Below are 17,902 nucleotides of genomic sequence, written 5' to 3'. Positions count from 1 at the left end.
ATCAGTCCTGTTCCGGATCGCGCAGATAATACCCGACACCCCGGCGCGTCACGATCCAGGTCGGATGGCTCGGTGTGTCTTCGATCTTCTCGCGAAGTCTGCGGATGGTCACGTCGACTGTCCGGACATCGCCGAAATAGTCGTAGCCCCAGACGGTCTGCAGCAAGTGCTCCCGTGTCATCACCTGGCCGATGTGGTTTGCCAGGTAATGCAGCAGTTCGAACTCCCGGTGGGTCAGTTCGATCGTCTCCCCGCGTTTTTGTGCGAGGTAGGCATCCGGCTGGATGACAAGGCTGCCGACGGTGATATCGTTCGTTTCCTCTTCCGCTTCATCGGCTGCGGTCTTCTGATGGCGCCGCAAGTTCGCTTTGACCCGGGCAATCAGTTCCCGTGTCCCGAACGGCTTGGTCACGTAATCATCGGCCCCGAGCTCAAGGCCGAGCACTTTGTCGATCTCGGAATCTTTCGCTGTCAGCATGATGATCGGGAAGTCGTACTTCTTCCGGACTTCCCGGCAGACTTCCATGCCGTCCTGTTTCGGCAGCATGATATCAAGCAGCATGATGTCCGGCTGCACCTCTTCCACCTTCTCCAGCGCTTCGTCTCCGTCGTATGCTGTATAGACGGTGAACCCTTCTTTCTTCAGGTTGAATTCCAATATATCCGCAATCGGCTTCTCGTCATCGACGACGAGGATCGTTTTGTTTTGCATCTGTCCTACCCTTTCCGGCCGAGTCGGCACATTTACTTGGTATCCTTTTACTCTACCATTCTTCGGGTGTTTTCGCACGTTCCAATCATTTCATGATAAGGGGCTGAATGCAGTCAGGAAAGGGGTTCAGCGAACATGCCCCGGTTATTTCCCGGGGAATATTTCCCGATTGCTGTCGAAATTTCCCGCTCAAAAAAGCACTTCTCCAGCCGCCGGCAGGCAGTCGGAGAAGTGCTGTTCAAGTTTGTTTACGGACGCCAGACGCTTTTGATGACGTTCGTCTGTGTGCGGTCCGGACCGACGGAGAACATGGAGATCGTGACGTCCGTCAGCTGGGAGATGCGTTCGAGATAGTGGCGCGCGTTGTCCGGCAGTTCATCCAATGACTTGCACTGGGTGATGTCTTCCGACCAGCCCGGCATCTCTTCGTAGATCGGCGTGCATTTCGCAAGCATGTTGAGGTTCGCAGGGTACTCCGTAATGGTTTCCCCTTCGTACTCGTACGCTGTGCAGATTTTTACGGTATCGAGTCCGGTCAGGACGTCGATCGAGTTCACGGACAGGTCTGTCAGTCCGCTGACACGGCGTGCATGACGGACGACGACAGTATCGAACCAGCCGATACGGCGCGGACGGCCAGTCGTTGTGCCGAACTCCTTGCCGACCGTACGGATCTGGTCACCGATTTCATCGAACAACTCCGTCGGAAATGGGCCGTCACCAACGCGGGAAGTGTACGCTTTACACACACCGACGACGTGATCGATCTTCGTCGGGCCGACGCCGGATCCGATCGTCACACCGCCCGCGACCGGGTTGGAAGACGTGACGAATGGGTATGTCCCCTGGTCAATGTCGAGCATGACGCCTTGCGCGCCTTCGAACAAGACACGGCGTGCCTGGTCAAGTGCATCGTTCAGCACTTTCGATGTATCCGTTACATACTTCGCGAGTTCCTGGCCGTAGCCATAGTACTCCTCCAAGATATCTTCGAGCTTGAAGCCTTCCGTATCGTACATCTTTTCGAACAGGCGGTTCTTGTCCTGCAGGTTCATGCGCAATTTCGCTTCGAACACTTCGTAATCGAGCAGGTCCGCCATGCGGATGCCGACACGGGCCGCTTTGTCCATGTAGGCAGGTCCAATCCCTTTACCTGTCGTGCCGATCTTGTTCTCCCCGCGGCTCTCTTCCTCCACGAGGTCCTGCTTCAGGTGATACGGCAGGATGACGTGAGCACGATTCGAAATACGCAGGTTGTCCGTATTGACACCACGGTCCTGCAGGCCTTTCAATTCACTGACGAGCGCTTTCGGATCAACGACCATACCGTTTCCGATTACGGATGTCTTCTCTTTATAAAAAATGCCGGATGGCACGAGGTGAAGTTTGTACGTATCTCCGCCGAAGATGATCGTATGGCCGGCGTTGTTTCCGCCCTGATACCGTGCGATGACTTCTGCGTTCTCCGAAAGGAAATCGGTGATCTTCCCTTTCCCTTCATCTCCCCACTGTGTTCCGACAACTACTACTGATGGCATTCTAAAGCACCTCCGCTGGATGCGTCTGCATCCTCATTCAAACAGCTTTCATTGTACCAACTCCGCCATGCCGCGTCAAGAAAAAACACGAACGTTAGAGAACTGCTAATCTCTCACATTCGTGTTTAGGCACCGAACGAATCATGCTGCGACCAGTCGATGTTGAGGAACTTGTTATATTCTTTCGCAAAGGCGAGCGTGACGGTGCCGGTCGGGCCGTTCCGCTGCTTCGCGATGATGATTTCAATCATATTCTGATTCTCGGTCTCTTTGTCGTAGTAGTCTTCCCGATACAGGAATGAGACGATATCGGCATCCTGCTCGATACTCCCCGATTCCCGAAGGTCGGACATCATCGGACGCTTGTCCTGCCGCTGTTCCACTCCCCGGGACAGCTGCGACAGGGCGATGACCGGAACCTTCAGCTCACGGGCGAGCGCCTTCAGTGAGCGGGAAATCTCCGATACTTCCTGCTGGCGGTTCTCGCCGGAGCGGCCGCTGCCCATGATGAGCTGCAAGTAGTCGATCATGATCATGCCGAGCCCGTGCTCCTGCTGGAGACGGCGGCATTTCGAGCGGATTTCGTTGATACGGATGCCGGGTGAGTCGTCGATGAAGATCCCGGCGTTCGACAGGCTCCCCATCGCCATCGTGAGCTTACGCCAGTCCTCGGCTTCAAGGTTCCCGGTCCGCAGTACGGACGCGTCTATATTGCCTTCTGCACAGAGCATCCGCATGACGAGCTGCTCGGCGCCCATCTCAAGGCTGAAGATCGCAACGTTCTCATCCGTCTTCGTCGCGACGTTCTGCGCGACGTTCAGGGCGAACGCCGTCTTCCCGACAGACGGACGGGCGGCGACGATGATCAGGTCGTTGCGCTGGAACCCGGCTGTGATCTGGTCGAGGTCGCGGAATCCGGTCGGCACCCCGGTGATATCGCCTTTCCTCGTATGGAGGATTTCGATATTGTCGTACGTCTCCACAAGGACGTCCTTGATGTGCCGGAAGTCACCGGCGTTTTTCCGGTTGGCGACTTCCATCATCTTCTTCTCGGCTTCCGACAGCAGTTCCTCGACTTCGTCTTCCCGCGTATAGCCGTCTTCCACGATTGTGGTGGCCACCCGGATAAGGCGGCGCAGGAGCGCTTTCTCTTCGACGATCCGGGCATAGTATTCGATATTGGCGGCAGTCGGCACGGAGTTCGCAATTTCGGTCAAATACGAAATCCCGCCGACGTCCTCCAGCTCTTTCTTGGCAGACAGCTCTTCTGTGACAGTCACCACATCGATCGCCTGTCCCTTGTCACTAAGAGCGAGCATCGTCGCAAAGATCTTCTGATGCGACGTCCGGTAGAAATCGTCCTCCATCAGCACCTCGGCCGCGGTGATCAGTGCCTGCGGCTCGAGGAAGATGGCGCCGATGACGGACTGCTCGGCTTCGTTATTGTGAGGCGGGGTGCGATCTATCATTTGATCCATCAGCCTGTCTCCTTATCATTCTTCTGTAACGTGGACTTTCAGCACCGCGCTGACGTCATGGTGAAGCTTCACCGGCACGTTCGTGTAGCCGAGCGCCCGGATGGCATCAGGCAGCTCCATCTTGCGTTTGTCGATCTTGATGCCGTGCTGCTTCTCCAGGGCGGCTGCAATCTGCTTGGATGTCACCGAGCCGAACAGGCGGCCGTCCTCGCCGGATTTCGCTTTCAGCTCGACAGTGAGCCCTTCCACTGTCTCTTTCAACTGTTTCGCTTCCTGCAGTTCCTGCTCTGCGTCTTTGGCCTGGCGGTTCTTCTGGCCTTCCAGCCTGCTCAGCTCAGCAGGCGTCGCCTCGACAGCCATATTGTTCTTCAGTAAGAAGTTCTGTGCATATCCGACGGAGACTTCCTTGACGTCCCCTTTTTTCCCTTTACCTTTAACATCCTTCAAAAAAATCACTTTCATGATCAGTCTCCCCTTTCTTGGTCATTCAGGATCACTTGCTTCAGTTGGGCCTCGGCCTCCTCGACCGTTCCGACGGACAGCTGGGCTGCCGCATTGGTCAGATGGCCGCCGCCGCCCAGCTCTTCCATCACCCGCTGGACGTTCAGCTCCCCGAGCGAACGGGCGCTGATACCGATCTTGCCGTCTGCCCGCGGTGCAATGACGAAGGAGGCCGATACCCCCTGCATCGTCAGCAGGATGTCCGCCGTCTGGGCGATGAGAACCGAGTTGTACGGTTCCCCGTTCTGCCCTTTCGCGACAGCGACACCGCCATCCATGATGTCCACCGTCTCAATCAGACGGGAGCGCTCGATGTACGTTTCAATATTCTCCTTCAGCAGACGCTGCACGAGGACCGTGTCCGCCCCGTTCGTCCTAAGATAGGACGCCGCTTCGAATGTCCGCGAACCGGTACGCAGCGTAAAACTTTTCGTATCGACGACAATGCCCGCAAGCATCGCGGTCGACTCGAGCATCGTCAGCTTCTCATTCTTCGGCTGGTATTCGATCAGCTCCGTCACGAGTTCCGCTGTGGACGACGCATACGGCTCCATATAGACGAGCATCGTATTCTGGACGAATTCCTCGCCCCGCCGGTGATGGTCGATGACGACGAGCTTCTCGGCTTTGTCGATGACCCGTTCGTCGATCACCATGCTCGGTTTGTGCGTGTCCACGATGACGACGAGCGAACGGCCTGTCATCTTCGCGAGCGCTTCGTCCGGGTGGATGAAGTGCTCATACAGCTCCGGATCCTGTTCGATTTCCTGGATCAGCCGGTTGACACTGGCATCCAATTCGTCGAAATTCACGACGACGTATCCCTCCACATTGTTCATGCGTGCCATTTTCCGGACGCCGATGGCTGCCCCGATTGCATCCATGTCCGGCATCTTATGACCCATGACGAAGATCTGGTCGCTGCCCTGGATCAGGTCACGCAGCGCATGGGAGATGACCCGCGCGCGCACACGCGTACGTTTCTCGACGGGATTGGTCTTTCCTCCGAAGAATTTCAGCTTGCCGTCCGACCGTTTGATGGCCACCTGGTCACCGCCGCGTCCGAGGACGAGGTCGAGACTGGACTGTGCGAGTTCGCCGAGTTCGATCAGCGATTCGGAGCCGGCACCGACACCGATACTTAATGTCAGGCCGTTGCTCTGTTTGGCTGTCTTCTCCCGGACATCGTCGAGGATGGCGAACTTTGTCTTTTCCAGCTCACTGAGCATGGATTCGTTGAAGACCGCGAGGAACCGGTCGGAGGCCACCCGTTTGACGAAGATGCCGTTGTCTGCGCCCCAAGTGTTGATAAGCGATGTGACCAGCGAGTTGAGCTGACTTCTGGTCTGGTCGTCCATCGTCTGGGCCAGCTCGTCATAATTGTCGACGAGCAGGATGCCGATGACGGTGCGGTCTGCATAATATAACGACTCGATTGCACGTTTCTTCGTTACATCAAAGAGATAGATGAGCCGGTCTTCCGCTTTATAGACAAGGCGGAAGGACCGCTCGCCCACTTTCAGGAACAGGTCCTCGGGCACATCATCTTTGAGGAGCGGACGGAACTGCTCAGACAGTTCGAACAGCTCTTCGCCGATCAGCGATTCTTCCTCGAAAATCTGAGCGGCAAACGGATTCGCCCATTCGATGAATTGCTTTTCGTTCAGCAGAATGATGCCGATCGGGAGTTCCAGCAATGCTTCTTCCCCGACCTTCTTCATCCGATAGGACATCGTTTCGATATGCTTTTCCGTGTCCACGTATGTCTGTTCTTCAAGTTTCCAGGAAGCGCCGATCAGCGCAAAAAACAGGACGGTATAGGTAAGCCCGACCCAGAAATTGAACAGGAACAGGAAGACGGCCGCAAGTACGCCGAGGAGTGAGATGGCGGCCAGCGGATAACGGATTCTCCGTTTTCTAAAAAAAGATGTCATGTCTCATCCTCCTAGTTCACCTTGTCATTTCCGATCCAAGCGCGGATGTTGATGGCCGTGTCAAGAGTTCCGAGTAGAATGGTCATCGGGTTCAGCATCAGTGCAAAAATCGTGGCGATGACCGTGACCGCACGAGGCGTCTTCCGCTCATGGAGGAAGTAGTAGATCAGCGACAGTCCCTGCAGCAGGAAGGCAAACCGCAGGATCAAAATGGCGTTCATGTAGATCAGGTATCCCGTGGACGTCGTGTCTTTCCCTAAAAAGAAGGACAGCAGCACGACAGCTGCGTACACGACAATCGTCGCGAATGGCAGTTTCATCTCGCGGAATGGCGGGAACTTCTGTACGTCCGCTCCGACGCGGCCTGCCGTATAGAAGTTTGCAGCCACGAACAGATAACCGCCGAAAAGGGATGACAGCATCACCATCGCCGGTATAGTCGAACGGTAGTACTGGAATGTGTCGTCAATGGTCTTCTGTGCGTCTTCCGGAAGGGTGCCCATGTCCGACATGAAGTCGGTCATTCTCTGCTGCGCCTGCTGGAACATATCCATCATGGCATCAATCGCATTGAATTGGAAAAAGAGGACCCCGCCCACATATGTAGCAACAATGGACAGCAGCAGAGCTGTCCCTGCAGCCATCACTGTATAGAATTTCGATTTTCCCGCCCGGACAGCTTCCCCCATGACAAACCCGATCACGACCAGTGTCAGGGCTGCCGGAATGGAAAGAAATCCGCCTAACAGCGCTGAAATCAGAACAGCGGCAACGGCCACCAAAAGTGAAGCACTTCTGTCGTAACGAAGGCGGTAGAGCATGATAGGCAGCGGTATGAAGAAAAGAGTCACGCTGCCAAGCAGCGGTATGAAAAGACTGACCGCAAACAGTACTGCAAACAGGGCGATCATCATGGCCCCGTATGTCAGTTTCCGTGCATTGTCCTGCATAATCTGGATTCCTCCGGTTCGTCATACATCTCTTTAAAAAAATACATCCTGCCCGTATCGCAAGCCGGATGTTCCCCTTTGATTGTATCACGATTGGGGACTAGAAACCAAAGCCTGACAGCCGGCCCGTGCCAGGTCTGAATAGAAAAACCGTCTTGCTCTCCCGGAGTACGGGACAGCAGGACGGTTTTATAGGTCGGGTCTTATTTGTCTTCTGCTACGAACGGTAGCAAAGCCATGATCCGTGCGCGTTTGATAGCGGAAGTCAGTTTACGCTGATACTTCGCGCTAGTGCCTGTGACGCGGCGCGGCAAGATCTTTCCACGCTCAGAAATGAATTTCTTGAGCAGGTCCGCATCTTTGTAGTCGATGTGTGTAATATTGTTAGACGTGAAATAACATACCTTACGACGTCTTTTTCCTCCACGACGTGGTGCCATAATCGTTTCTCCTCCTTCGTAACCGGATGGTCGGAACCGCTTCGATCAGAATGGCAGGTCGTCGTCCGATACTTCGATCGGACCGCCGCCAGATGAAAACGGATCATCATCGGTGCGTGTATAGTTCTGCTGGTTCGGTTGATAAGATGGCTGATTCTGCTGCTGATTCTGATTATACGGACGGTCATACTGCTGGTTTCCGTACGATGGAGCCCCGCCTTGTGAGCCGGAACGATCCGGATTCGCATTTTTCGGTTCCAGGAACTGCACGCTGTCTGCCACCACTTCCGTCATGAACACACGCTTGCCGTCCTGTCCTTCGAAGTTGCTTGTCTGAATGCGTCCGTCGACACCCGCCAGGCTTCCTTTGCGCAGGAAGTTCGCCGTGTTCTCCGCCTGTTTCCGCCAAGCTACACAGTTGATGAAATCCGCTTCCCGGTCTCCCTGCTGGTTCGAGAACGGACGGTTCACGGCCAGTGTGAAGCGGGTCACCGCGATTCCACTCTGTGTATATTTGAGTTCAGGATCTTTTGTCAATCGGCCGACCAATACGACACGGTTAATCATCAGAATTCAACCTCCCTCATCGTTGTGTACGCTCTATTCTAAATTATGCGTCGAGGCGAACAGCCATATGACGAAGGATGTCTTCGTTGATGTTCGCAAGACGTGTGAATTCGTCGATTGCTTCTGCGCCTGCGTTGAGTGTCACCAGCTGGTAGAACCCTTCACGCAAGTCGTCGATTTCGTATGCAAGACGGCGCTTGCCCCACTCTTTCGACTCGATGATCTCCGCACCGTTAGAAGTTAGGATACCGTCGAAACGTTCGATCAATGCTTTTTTCGCTTCGTCTTCTACGCTTGGGCGAATGATGTACATGATTTCATACTTTCTCATCTGTAGTCACCTCCTTATGGACTTGGGCCCTGCTGCTTGGCAGCGGGCAAGGAGTAAGTAAATTTGTTTACTCACATCAATATATATTACCATAGATATGATTGGAAGACAAGCGTTGGTGAGGGGTAATTTGAATGAAGAGGGTAACGGTGTTGCACGGCTGTCTTACATGGAACACGTGATTTCCGTTTCGGGGGCGGGCGTTAAGCCTCCTCAGTCGCTTTGCTCCTTGCGGGTTCTTAACTGGCCCGCTAATCCCCGGGCCGCCAGGACGGCGGTCATGCAGCCGTTGCCGCAGGACGCGGCGTTCCTAGGCTGCCAGGAGTCGGCGCCCTTCACTACAATCACTGGAGAATCCTTTCAATAGGAAGTTGACTTCGGTGAACATGCGATTCCCATCCCGGTGGTGGAATAGAGATAGAACAATCCAGCAGGAGGCGTATATATGAGAGTTTCAGAGGAGCCGGTGAAGGTGATTGATCTGGATCTGCAGAAGGTGGCGCGTCAGGGGCTTTGGCTGACGGTTGTGGTGACGGCGGGATTGTTGTTGGCGGACGCGGTGATCCGTCTGCTGCTGCGGCAGGAGTATATGTTTTCGGTCACTGTCTGGAAAGTGCTCGGTGTGGTCGGCGGGTATTTTGTGCTGATTGTCGTCCATGAGCTGTTCCATTTGGTCGGGTTCCGGCTGTTTGCGCATGTGCCGTGGCGCAAGATGATCGTCGGGGTCAATCTGAAGCTAGGTATTGCATATGCGACGACGGACGAATGGATGACGAACAAGGCGATCCGCAAGGCGCTGCTGCTCCCCTTCTGGACGACAGGTGTCATCCCGGCACTGGCGGGGCTGTGTCTGTCGGACGGGGCGCTGCTGACGCTCGGTGGTCTGCTGATCGGCGGTGCGGCCGGGGATTTCGCTATGTACCAGGAACTGCGACACTGTCCGGACGAGTGGCTGGTCAAGGATGACCCCGAACGGCCGCGGCTGTATCTGCATGAACGGGTGGAGTGAAGAGACAGACAGAAAGGCCGCACGGATCGATGTCCGTGCGGCCTTTCTGTCTGTCTTATACGTTGAAACGGAAGAGCATGACGTCGCCGTCCTGGACGACATAGTCTTTTCCTTCTAGACGGACTTTGCCCGCCTCTTTTGCAGCCGCCATGGAACCGGCCGCCATGAGGTCTTCGTACGCGACCGTTTCCGCTCGGATGAAGCCCCGTTCGAAGTCGGTATGGATGACGCCGGCACACTGTGGAGCTTTCATCCCTTTCCGGAATGTCCATGCCCGCACTTCCTGCACACCCGCCGTGAAGTAAGTCGCAAGGCCGAGCAGGCGGTAGGCGGCGCGGATCAGCTGATCGAGTCCTGATTCCTGAATCCCGAGTTCGTCGAGGAACATCTGTTTTTCGTCTTCATCGAGTTCCGCCATTTCTTCTTCGATCTTCGCACAGACGACGATCACTTCCGCGTTGTCCTTCCGGGCGAAGTCCTTCACCGACTGGACATACTCATTGTTCTCCGCGTCTGCAATTTCATCTTCGGAAACGTTTGCGACATACAGCATCGGCTTGATGGTCAGCAGATGCATCCCTTTGACGACCGCTTGCTCTTCCGGTGTCAAGTCGACGGAACGTGCGGAGTCCCCTGCTTCGAACGCTTCTTTCAGTTTCAGCAGCACCGGCTCCTCCATCATCGCTTCCTTGTCCTTCTGCTTCGCCATCTTGGTCACCCGCTGAAGACGCTTGTCGACGCTTTCCATGTCAGCGAGGATCAGTTCCAGGTTGATGACCTCGATGTCAGACACCGGATCCACCTTCCCGCTGACGTGTGTAATGTTTTCATCCGCGAAACACCGGACGACCTGGCAGATGGCGTCCGTCTCCCGGATGTGCGAGAGGAACTTGTTGCCGAGCCCTTCCCCTTTGCTCGCCCCTTCGACGATTCCCGCGATATCAGTGAATTCGAACGCCGTCGGTACGGTCTTTTTCGGCACGACGAGCTCCGTCAGTTTCTGGAGCCGCTCGTCCGGCACTTCGACGATCCCGACGTTCGGGTCGATCGTACAGAACGGATAGTTCGCCGCCTCCGCCCCCGCTTTTGTAATTGCATTGAACAATGTCGACTTCCCGACGTTCGGAAGACCGACGATACCAGCTGTCAAAGCCATATTATTCCCAACCTTTCTTGGTCCGTAAATTATCATATTTTCTTTTTTTGATTGTCGTTGAGGTACTTGATTTCATCTTACAGCCAGCATGCCGCTTCATCAGGCAGCTCTTCCATTATAAGGAGCACACACAGTTCTGTCCATTCAGTCCTGCTGTGCTGCGTGCTCCGTGACCCGCTTCATCTTCTTCGCGAATTCGTTCCGCGGGATCATGATGCTGTGACCGCACCCCTGGCACTTGATACGGATGTCCGCACCCATGCGGATGATCTTCCAGGAGTTGGTCCCACACGGGTGCTGTTTCTTCATCTCCACTACATCATGCAGTCCGAACTGTTTCCCTTCCATACCGCATCCTCCTCTTCCAACCTCGTAATAGGCACGTGTATAAACGTGCTTTTCTTTGAGTATACTTCAGGACACCATCCATTCCCACTACTATTCCTGGACAGGAGCCTGATTATGCGAAACTTCGATCATGCCGAATTGAACATCCGTATCCACTACAAAGAAACCGGAGCCGTCTGGAAGCTGAGCACATTGTTTCTCGACAACATCCCCTTCACAACAAAAGAAGTACTGTTCCTCTGTATCGGAACCGACCGATCGACCGGTGATGCGCTCGGCCCGCTGATCGGTTCCCTGCTGACGGAGAACAAGCTGTTCCCGTATCAGGTGATCGGCACGCTGGAGAACCCGCTGCACGCCCTGAACCTCGAGGAGACGATCGCCCTCATCCAGCGGCATCATCCGGATGCTTTCCTTGTCGCCATCGATGCGTGTCTCGGGAAAAGTGACTCCGTCGGCCAGCTGCTCATCCAGGACGGCCCTCTCCATCCCGGCAAGGCGGTCGGGAAAGAACTCCCTGCCGTCGGTAATCTTGCCATCAAAGGCGTCGTCAATATCGGCGGGTTCATGGAGCATTCCGTTCTCCAGAGCACCCGGCTGCACCTGTCCTACGAAATGGGACGAACTGTTTCACGCGCTATGCAGCTCGCCTCGGGGCGGTCAAAGACCAAGCAGACGCATGACCATCACGATGACCGCCACCACGGCGATCGCAGGGATGAAATTCGCTACACGGATCTTCGTCAGGCCGATTAAGTTCAGACCGATGGCAAAGATCATCAGACCGCCTGTCGCTGTCATCTCGGAGATGAAAAGCTGAAGCAGATCATCGGGCACAACCCGGCTGATCTGCGTGGAGAACAGCGTGATAATCCCCTGATATAAGAACACCGGCACCGCCGCGAACAGGACGCCGATGCCAAGCGTCGAACTGAGGATGATCGCCGTGAAGCCATCGATGATCCCTTTCATCATCAGGACGGAATGATCATTGCGGAGACCGCTGTCAATGGCGCCGATGATCGACATCGAACCGATGACGAAAATCATCGTCGCTGTCACAAACCCCTGTGAAATGCCTGGTCCATCTTTCTGGACAGGCATTTTGGATTCCAGCCATTTCCCGGCCTGTTCCATCATGTGATCAACATTTACCCACTCGCCGATCACCGAGCCGAGAACAATACTGATGATCACAATGAGCAGCTGTGTGCTCTCGAATGTCATCTGGATCCCGATTGCCATGACCGCTAATGCAATCCCATACATGACGGTCTGTTTCATGCGGTCCGGTATGTTTTTAAAGATCCTGCCGATCAAGGATCCTGCAATAATAAGCGCTACGTTTACAAGCGTTCCATATAACACCACGACGTCCACATCCTGATCTGTAAAAAATAAAACCTATCCCGCCGCTGCGGAATAGGTACACGGTCAATCATTCAGCATATCCATGATCCGTTCAAAGTCTTCTTCAGAGAAAAATTCGATTTCAATCTTCCCTCTGTTCTTTGTTTTCTTGATGGATACATTCGTGCCGAAATGCTCTCTCAGTGTTGTTTCCTGCTCAATCAAAAAGACATCTTTCTTATCGTTCTTCTTCGTTGTTTCACGTGAAACATTATCGTTCAGCTTCTGGACGAGTGCCTCGAGCTGACGGACATTCAAGCCTTCTTTCATCGTCTTTTCAGCGATAATACCAATCTGTTCTTTCTTTCGCAGGCCAAGCAGCGTCCTGCCATGCCCCATTGACAACTTGCCGTCCGTAATCTCTTTCCGGACCTTTTCCGGCAATGCGAGCAGACGGATATGATTGGCGATATGCGGGCGGCTCTTCCCAAGCCGGAATGCGAGTTGTTCCTGTGTCAGACTGAGGCTGTCCATCAGGTTCTGATAGGCTTCCGCTTCCTCGATGGGAGACAGGTCTTCCCGCTGAAGGTTTTCCAAGATCGCCAGTTCCATCGATTCGGCGTCCGTCAGCTGGCGGACGACCGCAGGAATCTCTTTCAGACCGGCAAGTTTCGCAGCCCGGAACCGGCGCTCCCCTACGACGATTTCGTTTGCCGATCCGACTTTGCGGACGATGATCGGCTGCAGAACCCCGTGCTCTTTTATGGACGCACTTAATTCCTCGATCGCTGATTCATCGAACCGTTTCCTCGGCTGATATGGATTGACTGTGATGCTTTTCAGATTGATCTGCTCAACTGTTTCCGCTTGTGCAAGTGACTCTCCTGGAAATAATGCGTTGATGCCTTTGCCAAGACCTTTAGCCATTATGAACCACTTCCTTTGCCAGCTCTAAGTAAACTTCCGCACCCCGTGATCGTGCATCATAGATGATGATCGGCTCCCCGTGACTCGGTGCTTCGCTCAACCGTACGTTCCGCGGGATGATCGTTTTATAGACCTTGTCCTGGAAATACTTCTTCACTTCGTCGATTACCTGGATCCCCAAGTTGGTACGCGCGTCGAACATCGTCAGCAGTACCCCGTCGATCACGAGCTGTTCGTTCAAGTGCTTCTGAACAAGCCGGATCGTGCTCAGCAGCTGGCTCAGTCCTTCGAGCGCATAGTATTCGCATTGCACCGGGATAATGATCGAGTCGGAAGCAGTGAGTGCATTGATCGTCAGCAGTCCGAGCGATGGCGGACAGTCGATGATGATATAATCATAGTCCTCTTTCACTTCCTGGATGGCATGTTTCATACGCACTTCCCTGGAAATGGTGGACACCAGTTCAATTTCCGCACCTGCGAGCGAGATGGTAGCGGGCACGCAGTCCAGCTGCGGCACTTTTGTCGGCAGAATGACATTCTTCATTGGGACATCGTCAATGAGGATATCGTAGATGCAATTCTGTACATCCCCTTTGTTGATGCCCGCGCCGCTCGTTGCGTTTCCCTGCGGATCGGTATCGATCAGCAGTACTTTCTTTCCGATATGTGCAAGACAGGCGCTGAGGTTCACGGAGGTTGTTGTCTTTCCGACGCCGCCTTTTTGGTTGGCTATTGCGATGATTCTACCCAAACGAGCACCTGCTTTCTTTCCAGCATTCAAACTACATGATGACCTGCTGACCCTTGTTCTATCTTTCAGTTTACCAAAACCGCACGGGAATTGGTACGGATAACAGCGCAAAAACTCTTGCATTGACGATTGCAAGAGTCATTGACGTGAGAAACTCATTTCGATTTCGGGATTTTCACGGTGAATGTATAGAAGTCTTCCGAGTCCTCTTCTTCCGTCGTAAGATCGATCCCACTTTTCGTCACCATGGTCAGTGACTGGCGGATTGTATTGACAGCAATCCGGACATCCTTGCTCACGGATTTGCGCTTTGGTGCCTGCTTCTTCTCTTCTTTCGGCTTCAGCACTTCCTGAATGCGGGCTTCCAACTGTTTGACGTTCAGCCCTTTTTCAAGCGTTTCCTGAAATACCTGCCGCTGCAGATCGGGATCCTTCAAAGCAATCAATGCCCTCGCATGGCGCTCCGACAATTCTTTCGAGAGAATGGCCTGCTTGATCTCCTCCGGAAGTTTGAGCAGCCGCATTTTATTGGCAATGGTCGACTGTCCTTTTCCAAGGCGCTGTGCCAGTGCTTCCTGTGTAAGCGAATGCAGTTCGAGCAGCTGCTCATACGCATAGGCCTCTTCGATTGCAGTCAGCTCTTCCCGCTGCAAGTTCTCGATCAGCGCGATGGAAGCCGTTTCTTTGTCGTCCAGATTGCGGACGATGGCCGGGACTTCTGTCCAGCCGAGTTTTTTCATCGCCCGGTAGCGGCGCTCTCCGGCAATGATTTCATAACTGTCCTCTTCTGTCTGTCGGATGACGATCGGCTGGATGATACCATGTGTATGGATAGTGCGCGCAAGCTCTTCTATTTTTTCTTCAGAGAATATTGTGCGGGGCTGAAAGCGGTTCGGTGAAATGAGGTCGATGCGGATCTGTTCCACCGATTCATTCACCAAAGGCTGTTCAGCTTCTTCGATTGGAGGGAGCCCTTTTTCACTATTCCCAAAAAAACGTGAAAAAGTATTTTTCATTCCAGACACCACCTTCTAAAGACTATCCTCTGTTGTACTTCCACTCAGTGGCTGCAGAGAGGATGAATACCACCCGCCATCCGCTCGTCTGCTGAACTGAATGGCAACAGTCCTGTCATGTCCTGACTGACCGTACATACGTAACAAAGCGTCTTGATAACCGCTGATTCTATAAAACGATGCAGTAATGTTCCACGTGAAACAGTTGGATTATCGGATAGGCGTCTTATTCGGCGTGCCTGGTTTCCGTGGATATTTAGCAGGTGTTTTCTTATTCTTTGAAAAAATGAATACCGTACGTTCACTCGCTTCAAGAGGAAGCGAGAATGTATATTCATCTTCTAACACAACGCCGAGAGTTTCAAGTGCTTTTTTTGCATCTGTAAGTTCGTCTTCGGCGGCTGCACCTTTCATGGCGATGAACTGCCCCCCTACTTTCAGAGCGGGAACACATAGTTCTGCCAATACACTCAGCCGCGCCACTGCCCGGGCAGTCACGATGTCGAACCGCTCCCGGTATGCGGGATTCTGACCGAACTCCTCTGCCCGTGCATGGACAAACTGCACATCTTTCAGCTGCAGCTGGTCTGCCAGTTCATGCAGGAATGTGATCCGTTTGTTGAGCGAATCAACAATGGTCACATGTAGGTCCGGGAAGCAGATCTTCAGCGGAATGCTTGGAAATCCCGCCCCGGCACCGACATCACACAGTGCGGCTTCCTTATCGAAATCCGCAAAGAAAGCGGCGGATACCGAATCATAGAAGTGTTTTAAATAGACGGATGGCGCATCCGTGATGGCTGTTAAGTTCATCTTTTCATTCCACTCGACCAGCAGCTCGAAATACTTCCGGAACTGTGCAGCCTGATGGTCGGACAGGGAAATGCCTTTTTCGTTGAGAGCTGCAATGAATTGTTCTTCGTTCACTGGAATCCACCTTTCAAAAAAAAGCTAATACGGACTGGATATCCGTATTAGCTGACAGTCAGCCGGATATTTTCGCGATTTTCCCCTGCTCAATATAGACGAGAAGGATGGAGATATCGGCAGGATTGACTCCCGAGATCCGGGAAGCCTGCGCAATGGACAACGGACGCACTTCACTCAGATTGGCCCGCGCCTCTTTGGCGATTCCAGAGATGGCGTGGTAATCAATGCCGTCCGGGATCCGTTTGTTCTCCATCTTTTTCATCCGGTTCACTTGCTGCATCGCTTTTTCGATGTAGCCTTCGTACTTGATGGAGATTTCCACCTGTTCCGCGACGTCAGGCGTGCACGGAACGTCAGGCGGAACGACTTTGCTGATCTCCGAGTACTTCATCTCCGGACGTTTCAGCAGGTCAGCGGCTTTCATCGGCTCGCGGAGCGGCGTGCCTCCTGCTGCTTCGATGATGGCCTGTACGTCTTCTTCCGGTTTTATGGAAATTGCACGCAGCCGTTCGATCTCTTCCTCGATCTGCTGTTTCTTCACGATGAACTTGGCGTACCGTTCATCGGTGATCAGGCCGAGGGAATGGCCGATGTCCGTCAGCCGCAGGTCGGCATTGTCATGACGGAGCAGCAGACGGTATTCCGCACGTGATGTCAGGAGACGATACGGTTCGCTTGTCCCTTTCGTCACGAGGTCATCGATCAGTACACCAATGTAGGCGTCTGCACGGCCAAGTACGGTTTCGTCTTTACCGAGGACGTTACAAGCTGCGTTGATGCCTGCCATGATACCCTGCGCTGCGGCTTCTTCGTATCCTGACGTCCCATTGATCTGTCCGGCTGTATATAAGTTCTTGATTTTTTTCGTTTCAAGTGTCGGCCACAGCTGGGTCGGTACGATCGCGTCATACTCGATCGCATAGCCGGCCCGCAGCATTTCGGCTTTCTCGAGTCCCGGGACACTCTCGATCATCTTGCGCTGGACGTGTTCCGGAAGACTCGTCGACAGTCCCTGGACGTACATTTCCCGTGTATTGCGGCCTTCCGGCTCGAGGAAAATCTGGTGACGGGACTTATCCGCGAAGCGGACGATCTTATCCTCGATCGATGGACAGTAGCTCGGCCCCTTCCCTTTGATGACACCTGAATACATCGGTGACAGGTGAAGGTTGTCATTGATGAGCTGATGGGTGAGCGGTGTCGTGTAGGTCAGCCAGCAAGGCAGCTGGTCGGTGATGAATTCCGTCGTTTCAAAACTGAATGCGCGCGGTTCATCATCCCCCGGCTGGATTTCGGTCTTGCTGTAGTCGATCGACTTGCTGTTGACCCGCGGCGGCGTCCCCGTCTTGAAACGGACCGTATCGAACCCAAGATCCCGCAGGCTGTCCGCCAGGCCGATGGACGGCATCTGGTTGTTCGGCCCGCTCGAGTATTTCAAGTCTCCGATGATGACTTCCCCGCGGAGGAATGTACCTGTCGTCACGATGACGGTCTTTGCCCGGTAGACGGCGCCGATCTGCGTGACGACCCCTTTGACTTCCCCGTCTTCGACGATCAGTTCTTCGACAACGCCCTGATGAAGCGACAGGTTCTCCTGGTCTTCGAGCGTCCGTTTCATCTCCTGCTGGTAAAGGACCTTATCGGCCTGCGCGCGGAGTGCCCGCACGGCCGGTCCCTTCCCTGTATTCAGCATCCTCATCTGGATGTGTGTTTTGTCGATCACTTTCCCCATGACGCCGCCAAGTGCATCGATCTCTCGGACGACGATCCCTTTTGCAGGACCTCCGAGTGACGGATTGCATGGCATGAAAGCGATCATATCAAGATTCATGGTGAGCACAAGTGTTTTTGCACCCATTTGTGCAGCCGCATGGGCTGCTTCTGCGCCAGCATGGCCGGCACCGATTACTATGCAATCGAACGTGCCTGCTTCAAATTGTGGCATGCTCGTTCATCCTTCC

The 17,902-nt window shown here is 53.9% G+C and carries 19 protein-coding genes; 2 read left to right on the top strand and 17 right to left on the bottom strand.

Annotated features, from left to right (window positions below; all coding sequences use genetic code 11):
• Nucleotide 1: 1 nt before the first annotated feature.
• From yycF to rpsF, 9 genes are all read right to left on the bottom strand, one after another.
• Nucleotides 2–712, bottom strand: a complete 711-nt coding sequence (gene yycF, locus BN1190_RS01695) for a response regulator YycF (RefSeq protein WP_040285312.1) — start codon at nt 710–712, stop codon at nt 2–4.
• A 248-nt stretch (nt 713–960) separates the two neighbouring features.
• A complete protein-coding gene (locus BN1190_RS01690; RefSeq protein ID WP_040285311.1) occupies nt 961–2,250 on the bottom strand; it encodes an adenylosuccinate synthase in 1,290 nt (429 codons plus the stop codon).
• A 125-nt stretch (nt 2,251–2,375) separates the two neighbouring features.
• On the bottom strand, nt 2,376–3,728 hold the full coding sequence (gene dnaB / locus BN1190_RS01685; RefSeq protein WP_040285310.1) for a replicative DNA helicase: 1,353 nt from the start codon (nt 3,726–3,728) through the stop codon (nt 2,376–2,378).
• Nucleotides 3,729–3,743: 15 nt separating this feature from the next.
• On the bottom strand, nt 3,744–4,190 hold the full coding sequence (gene rplI / locus BN1190_RS01680; protein ID WP_040285309.1) for a 50S ribosomal protein L9: 447 nt from the start codon (nt 4,188–4,190) through the stop codon (nt 3,744–3,746).
• Nucleotides 4,191–4,192: 2 nt separating this feature from the next.
• A complete protein-coding gene (locus tag BN1190_RS01675; protein ID WP_040285308.1) occupies nt 4,193–6,163 on the bottom strand; it encodes a DHH family phosphoesterase in 1,971 nt (656 codons plus the stop codon).
• An 11-nt stretch (nt 6,164–6,174) separates the two neighbouring features.
• Nucleotides 6,175–7,113 carry a YybS family protein gene (locus BN1190_RS01670; protein WP_040285307.1) on the bottom strand — a complete coding sequence of 313 codons (939 nt, stop codon included), beginning with the start codon at nt 7,111–7,113 and terminating at the stop codon, nt 6,175–6,177.
• Nucleotides 7,114–7,316: 203 nt separating this feature from the next.
• A complete protein-coding gene (gene rpsR / locus BN1190_RS01665; RefSeq protein WP_251639997.1) occupies nt 7,317–7,556 on the bottom strand; it encodes a 30S ribosomal protein S18 in 240 nt (79 codons plus the stop codon).
• A 42-nt stretch (nt 7,557–7,598) separates the two neighbouring features.
• Nucleotides 7,599–8,120, bottom strand: a complete 522-nt coding sequence (gene ssb / locus BN1190_RS01660) for a single-stranded DNA-binding protein (RefSeq protein WP_040285305.1) — start codon at nt 8,118–8,120, stop codon at nt 7,599–7,601.
• 43 nt (nt 8,121–8,163) lie between these two features.
• The gene (gene rpsF, locus BN1190_RS01655; RefSeq protein ID WP_040285304.1) at nt 8,164–8,451 is read right to left on the bottom strand and encodes a 30S ribosomal protein S6; all 288 of its coding nucleotides are present in this window, start codon (nt 8,449–8,451) and stop codon (nt 8,164–8,166) included.
• A 445-nt stretch (nt 8,452–8,896) separates the two neighbouring features.
• Between rpsF and BN1190_RS01645 the strand changes: the two genes are divergently transcribed.
• A complete protein-coding gene (locus BN1190_RS01645; RefSeq protein WP_040285302.1) occupies nt 8,897–9,460 on the top strand; it encodes a DUF3267 domain-containing protein in 564 nt (187 codons plus the stop codon).
• Between the two features lie 55 nt (nt 9,461–9,515).
• Here the strand turns inward: BN1190_RS01645 and ychF are convergent, their stop codons facing one another.
• Complete coding sequence (gene ychF, locus BN1190_RS01640) at nt 9,516–10,616, bottom strand: redox-regulated ATPase YchF (RefSeq protein ID WP_040285301.1); 1,101 nt, start codon at nt 10,614–10,616, stop codon at nt 9,516–9,518.
• Nucleotides 10,617–10,760: 144 nt separating this feature from the next.
• Nucleotides 10,761–10,964 (bottom strand): DUF951 domain-containing protein, encoded by a 204-nt coding sequence (locus BN1190_RS01635; RefSeq protein WP_040285300.1) that lies wholly within the window; start codon nt 10,962–10,964, stop codon nt 10,761–10,763.
• 114 nt (nt 10,965–11,078) lie between these two features.
• Here BN1190_RS01635 and yyaC point away from each other — a divergent pair, with 114 nt between their 5' ends.
• Nucleotides 11,079–11,720 (top strand): spore protease YyaC, encoded by a 642-nt coding sequence (yyaC, locus tag BN1190_RS01630; RefSeq protein ID WP_082023227.1) that lies wholly within the window; start codon nt 11,079–11,081, stop codon nt 11,718–11,720.
• Here yyaC and BN1190_RS01625 read toward each other — a convergent pair.
• From BN1190_RS01625 to mnmG, 6 genes are all read right to left on the bottom strand, one after another.
• Nucleotides 11,625–12,335: a DUF554 domain-containing protein gene (locus BN1190_RS01625; RefSeq protein WP_040285298.1), complete on the bottom strand. Its 711-nt coding sequence runs from the start codon at nt 12,333–12,335 to the stop codon at nt 11,625–11,627. The genes yyaC and BN1190_RS01625 overlap by 96 nt on opposite strands.
• A gap of 63 nt (nt 12,336–12,398) precedes the next feature.
• Nucleotides 12,399–13,241 carry a ParB/RepB/Spo0J family partition protein gene (locus tag BN1190_RS01620; protein ID WP_040285297.1) on the bottom strand — a complete coding sequence of 281 codons (843 nt, stop codon included), beginning with the start codon at nt 13,239–13,241 and terminating at the stop codon, nt 12,399–12,401.
• Nucleotides 13,234–13,995 carry a ParA family protein gene (locus BN1190_RS01615; protein WP_040285296.1) on the bottom strand — a complete coding sequence of 254 codons (762 nt, stop codon included), beginning with the start codon at nt 13,993–13,995 and terminating at the stop codon, nt 13,234–13,236. Before BN1190_RS01615 ends, BN1190_RS01620 begins: the two co-directional genes overlap by 8 nt.
• A 155-nt stretch (nt 13,996–14,150) precedes the next feature.
• Complete coding sequence (noc, locus tag BN1190_RS01610) at nt 14,151–15,011, bottom strand: nucleoid occlusion protein (RefSeq protein WP_040285295.1); 861 nt, start codon at nt 15,009–15,011, stop codon at nt 14,151–14,153.
• Nucleotides 15,012–15,221: 210 nt separating this feature from the next.
• Nucleotides 15,222–15,938, bottom strand: coding sequence for a 16S rRNA (guanine(527)-N(7))-methyltransferase RsmG (gene rsmG, locus BN1190_RS01605; RefSeq protein WP_040285294.1), 717 nt, complete (start codon nt 15,936–15,938; stop codon nt 15,222–15,224).
• Nucleotides 15,939–15,996: 58 nt separating this feature from the next.
• The gene (gene mnmG, locus BN1190_RS01600) at nt 15,997–17,886 is read right to left on the bottom strand and encodes a tRNA uridine-5-carboxymethylaminomethyl(34) synthesis enzyme MnmG (protein WP_040285293.1); all 1,890 of its coding nucleotides are present in this window, start codon (nt 17,884–17,886) and stop codon (nt 15,997–15,999) included.
• Nucleotides 17,887–17,902: the final 16 nt, after the last annotated feature.

This window comes from Sporosarcina koreensis (assembly GCF_000826145.2).
GTDB classification, from domain to species: Bacteria; Bacillota; Bacilli; order Bacillales_A; family Planococcaceae; genus Sporosarcina; species Sporosarcina trichiuri.
This window is presented reverse-complemented; position numbering and strand designations above follow the sequence as displayed.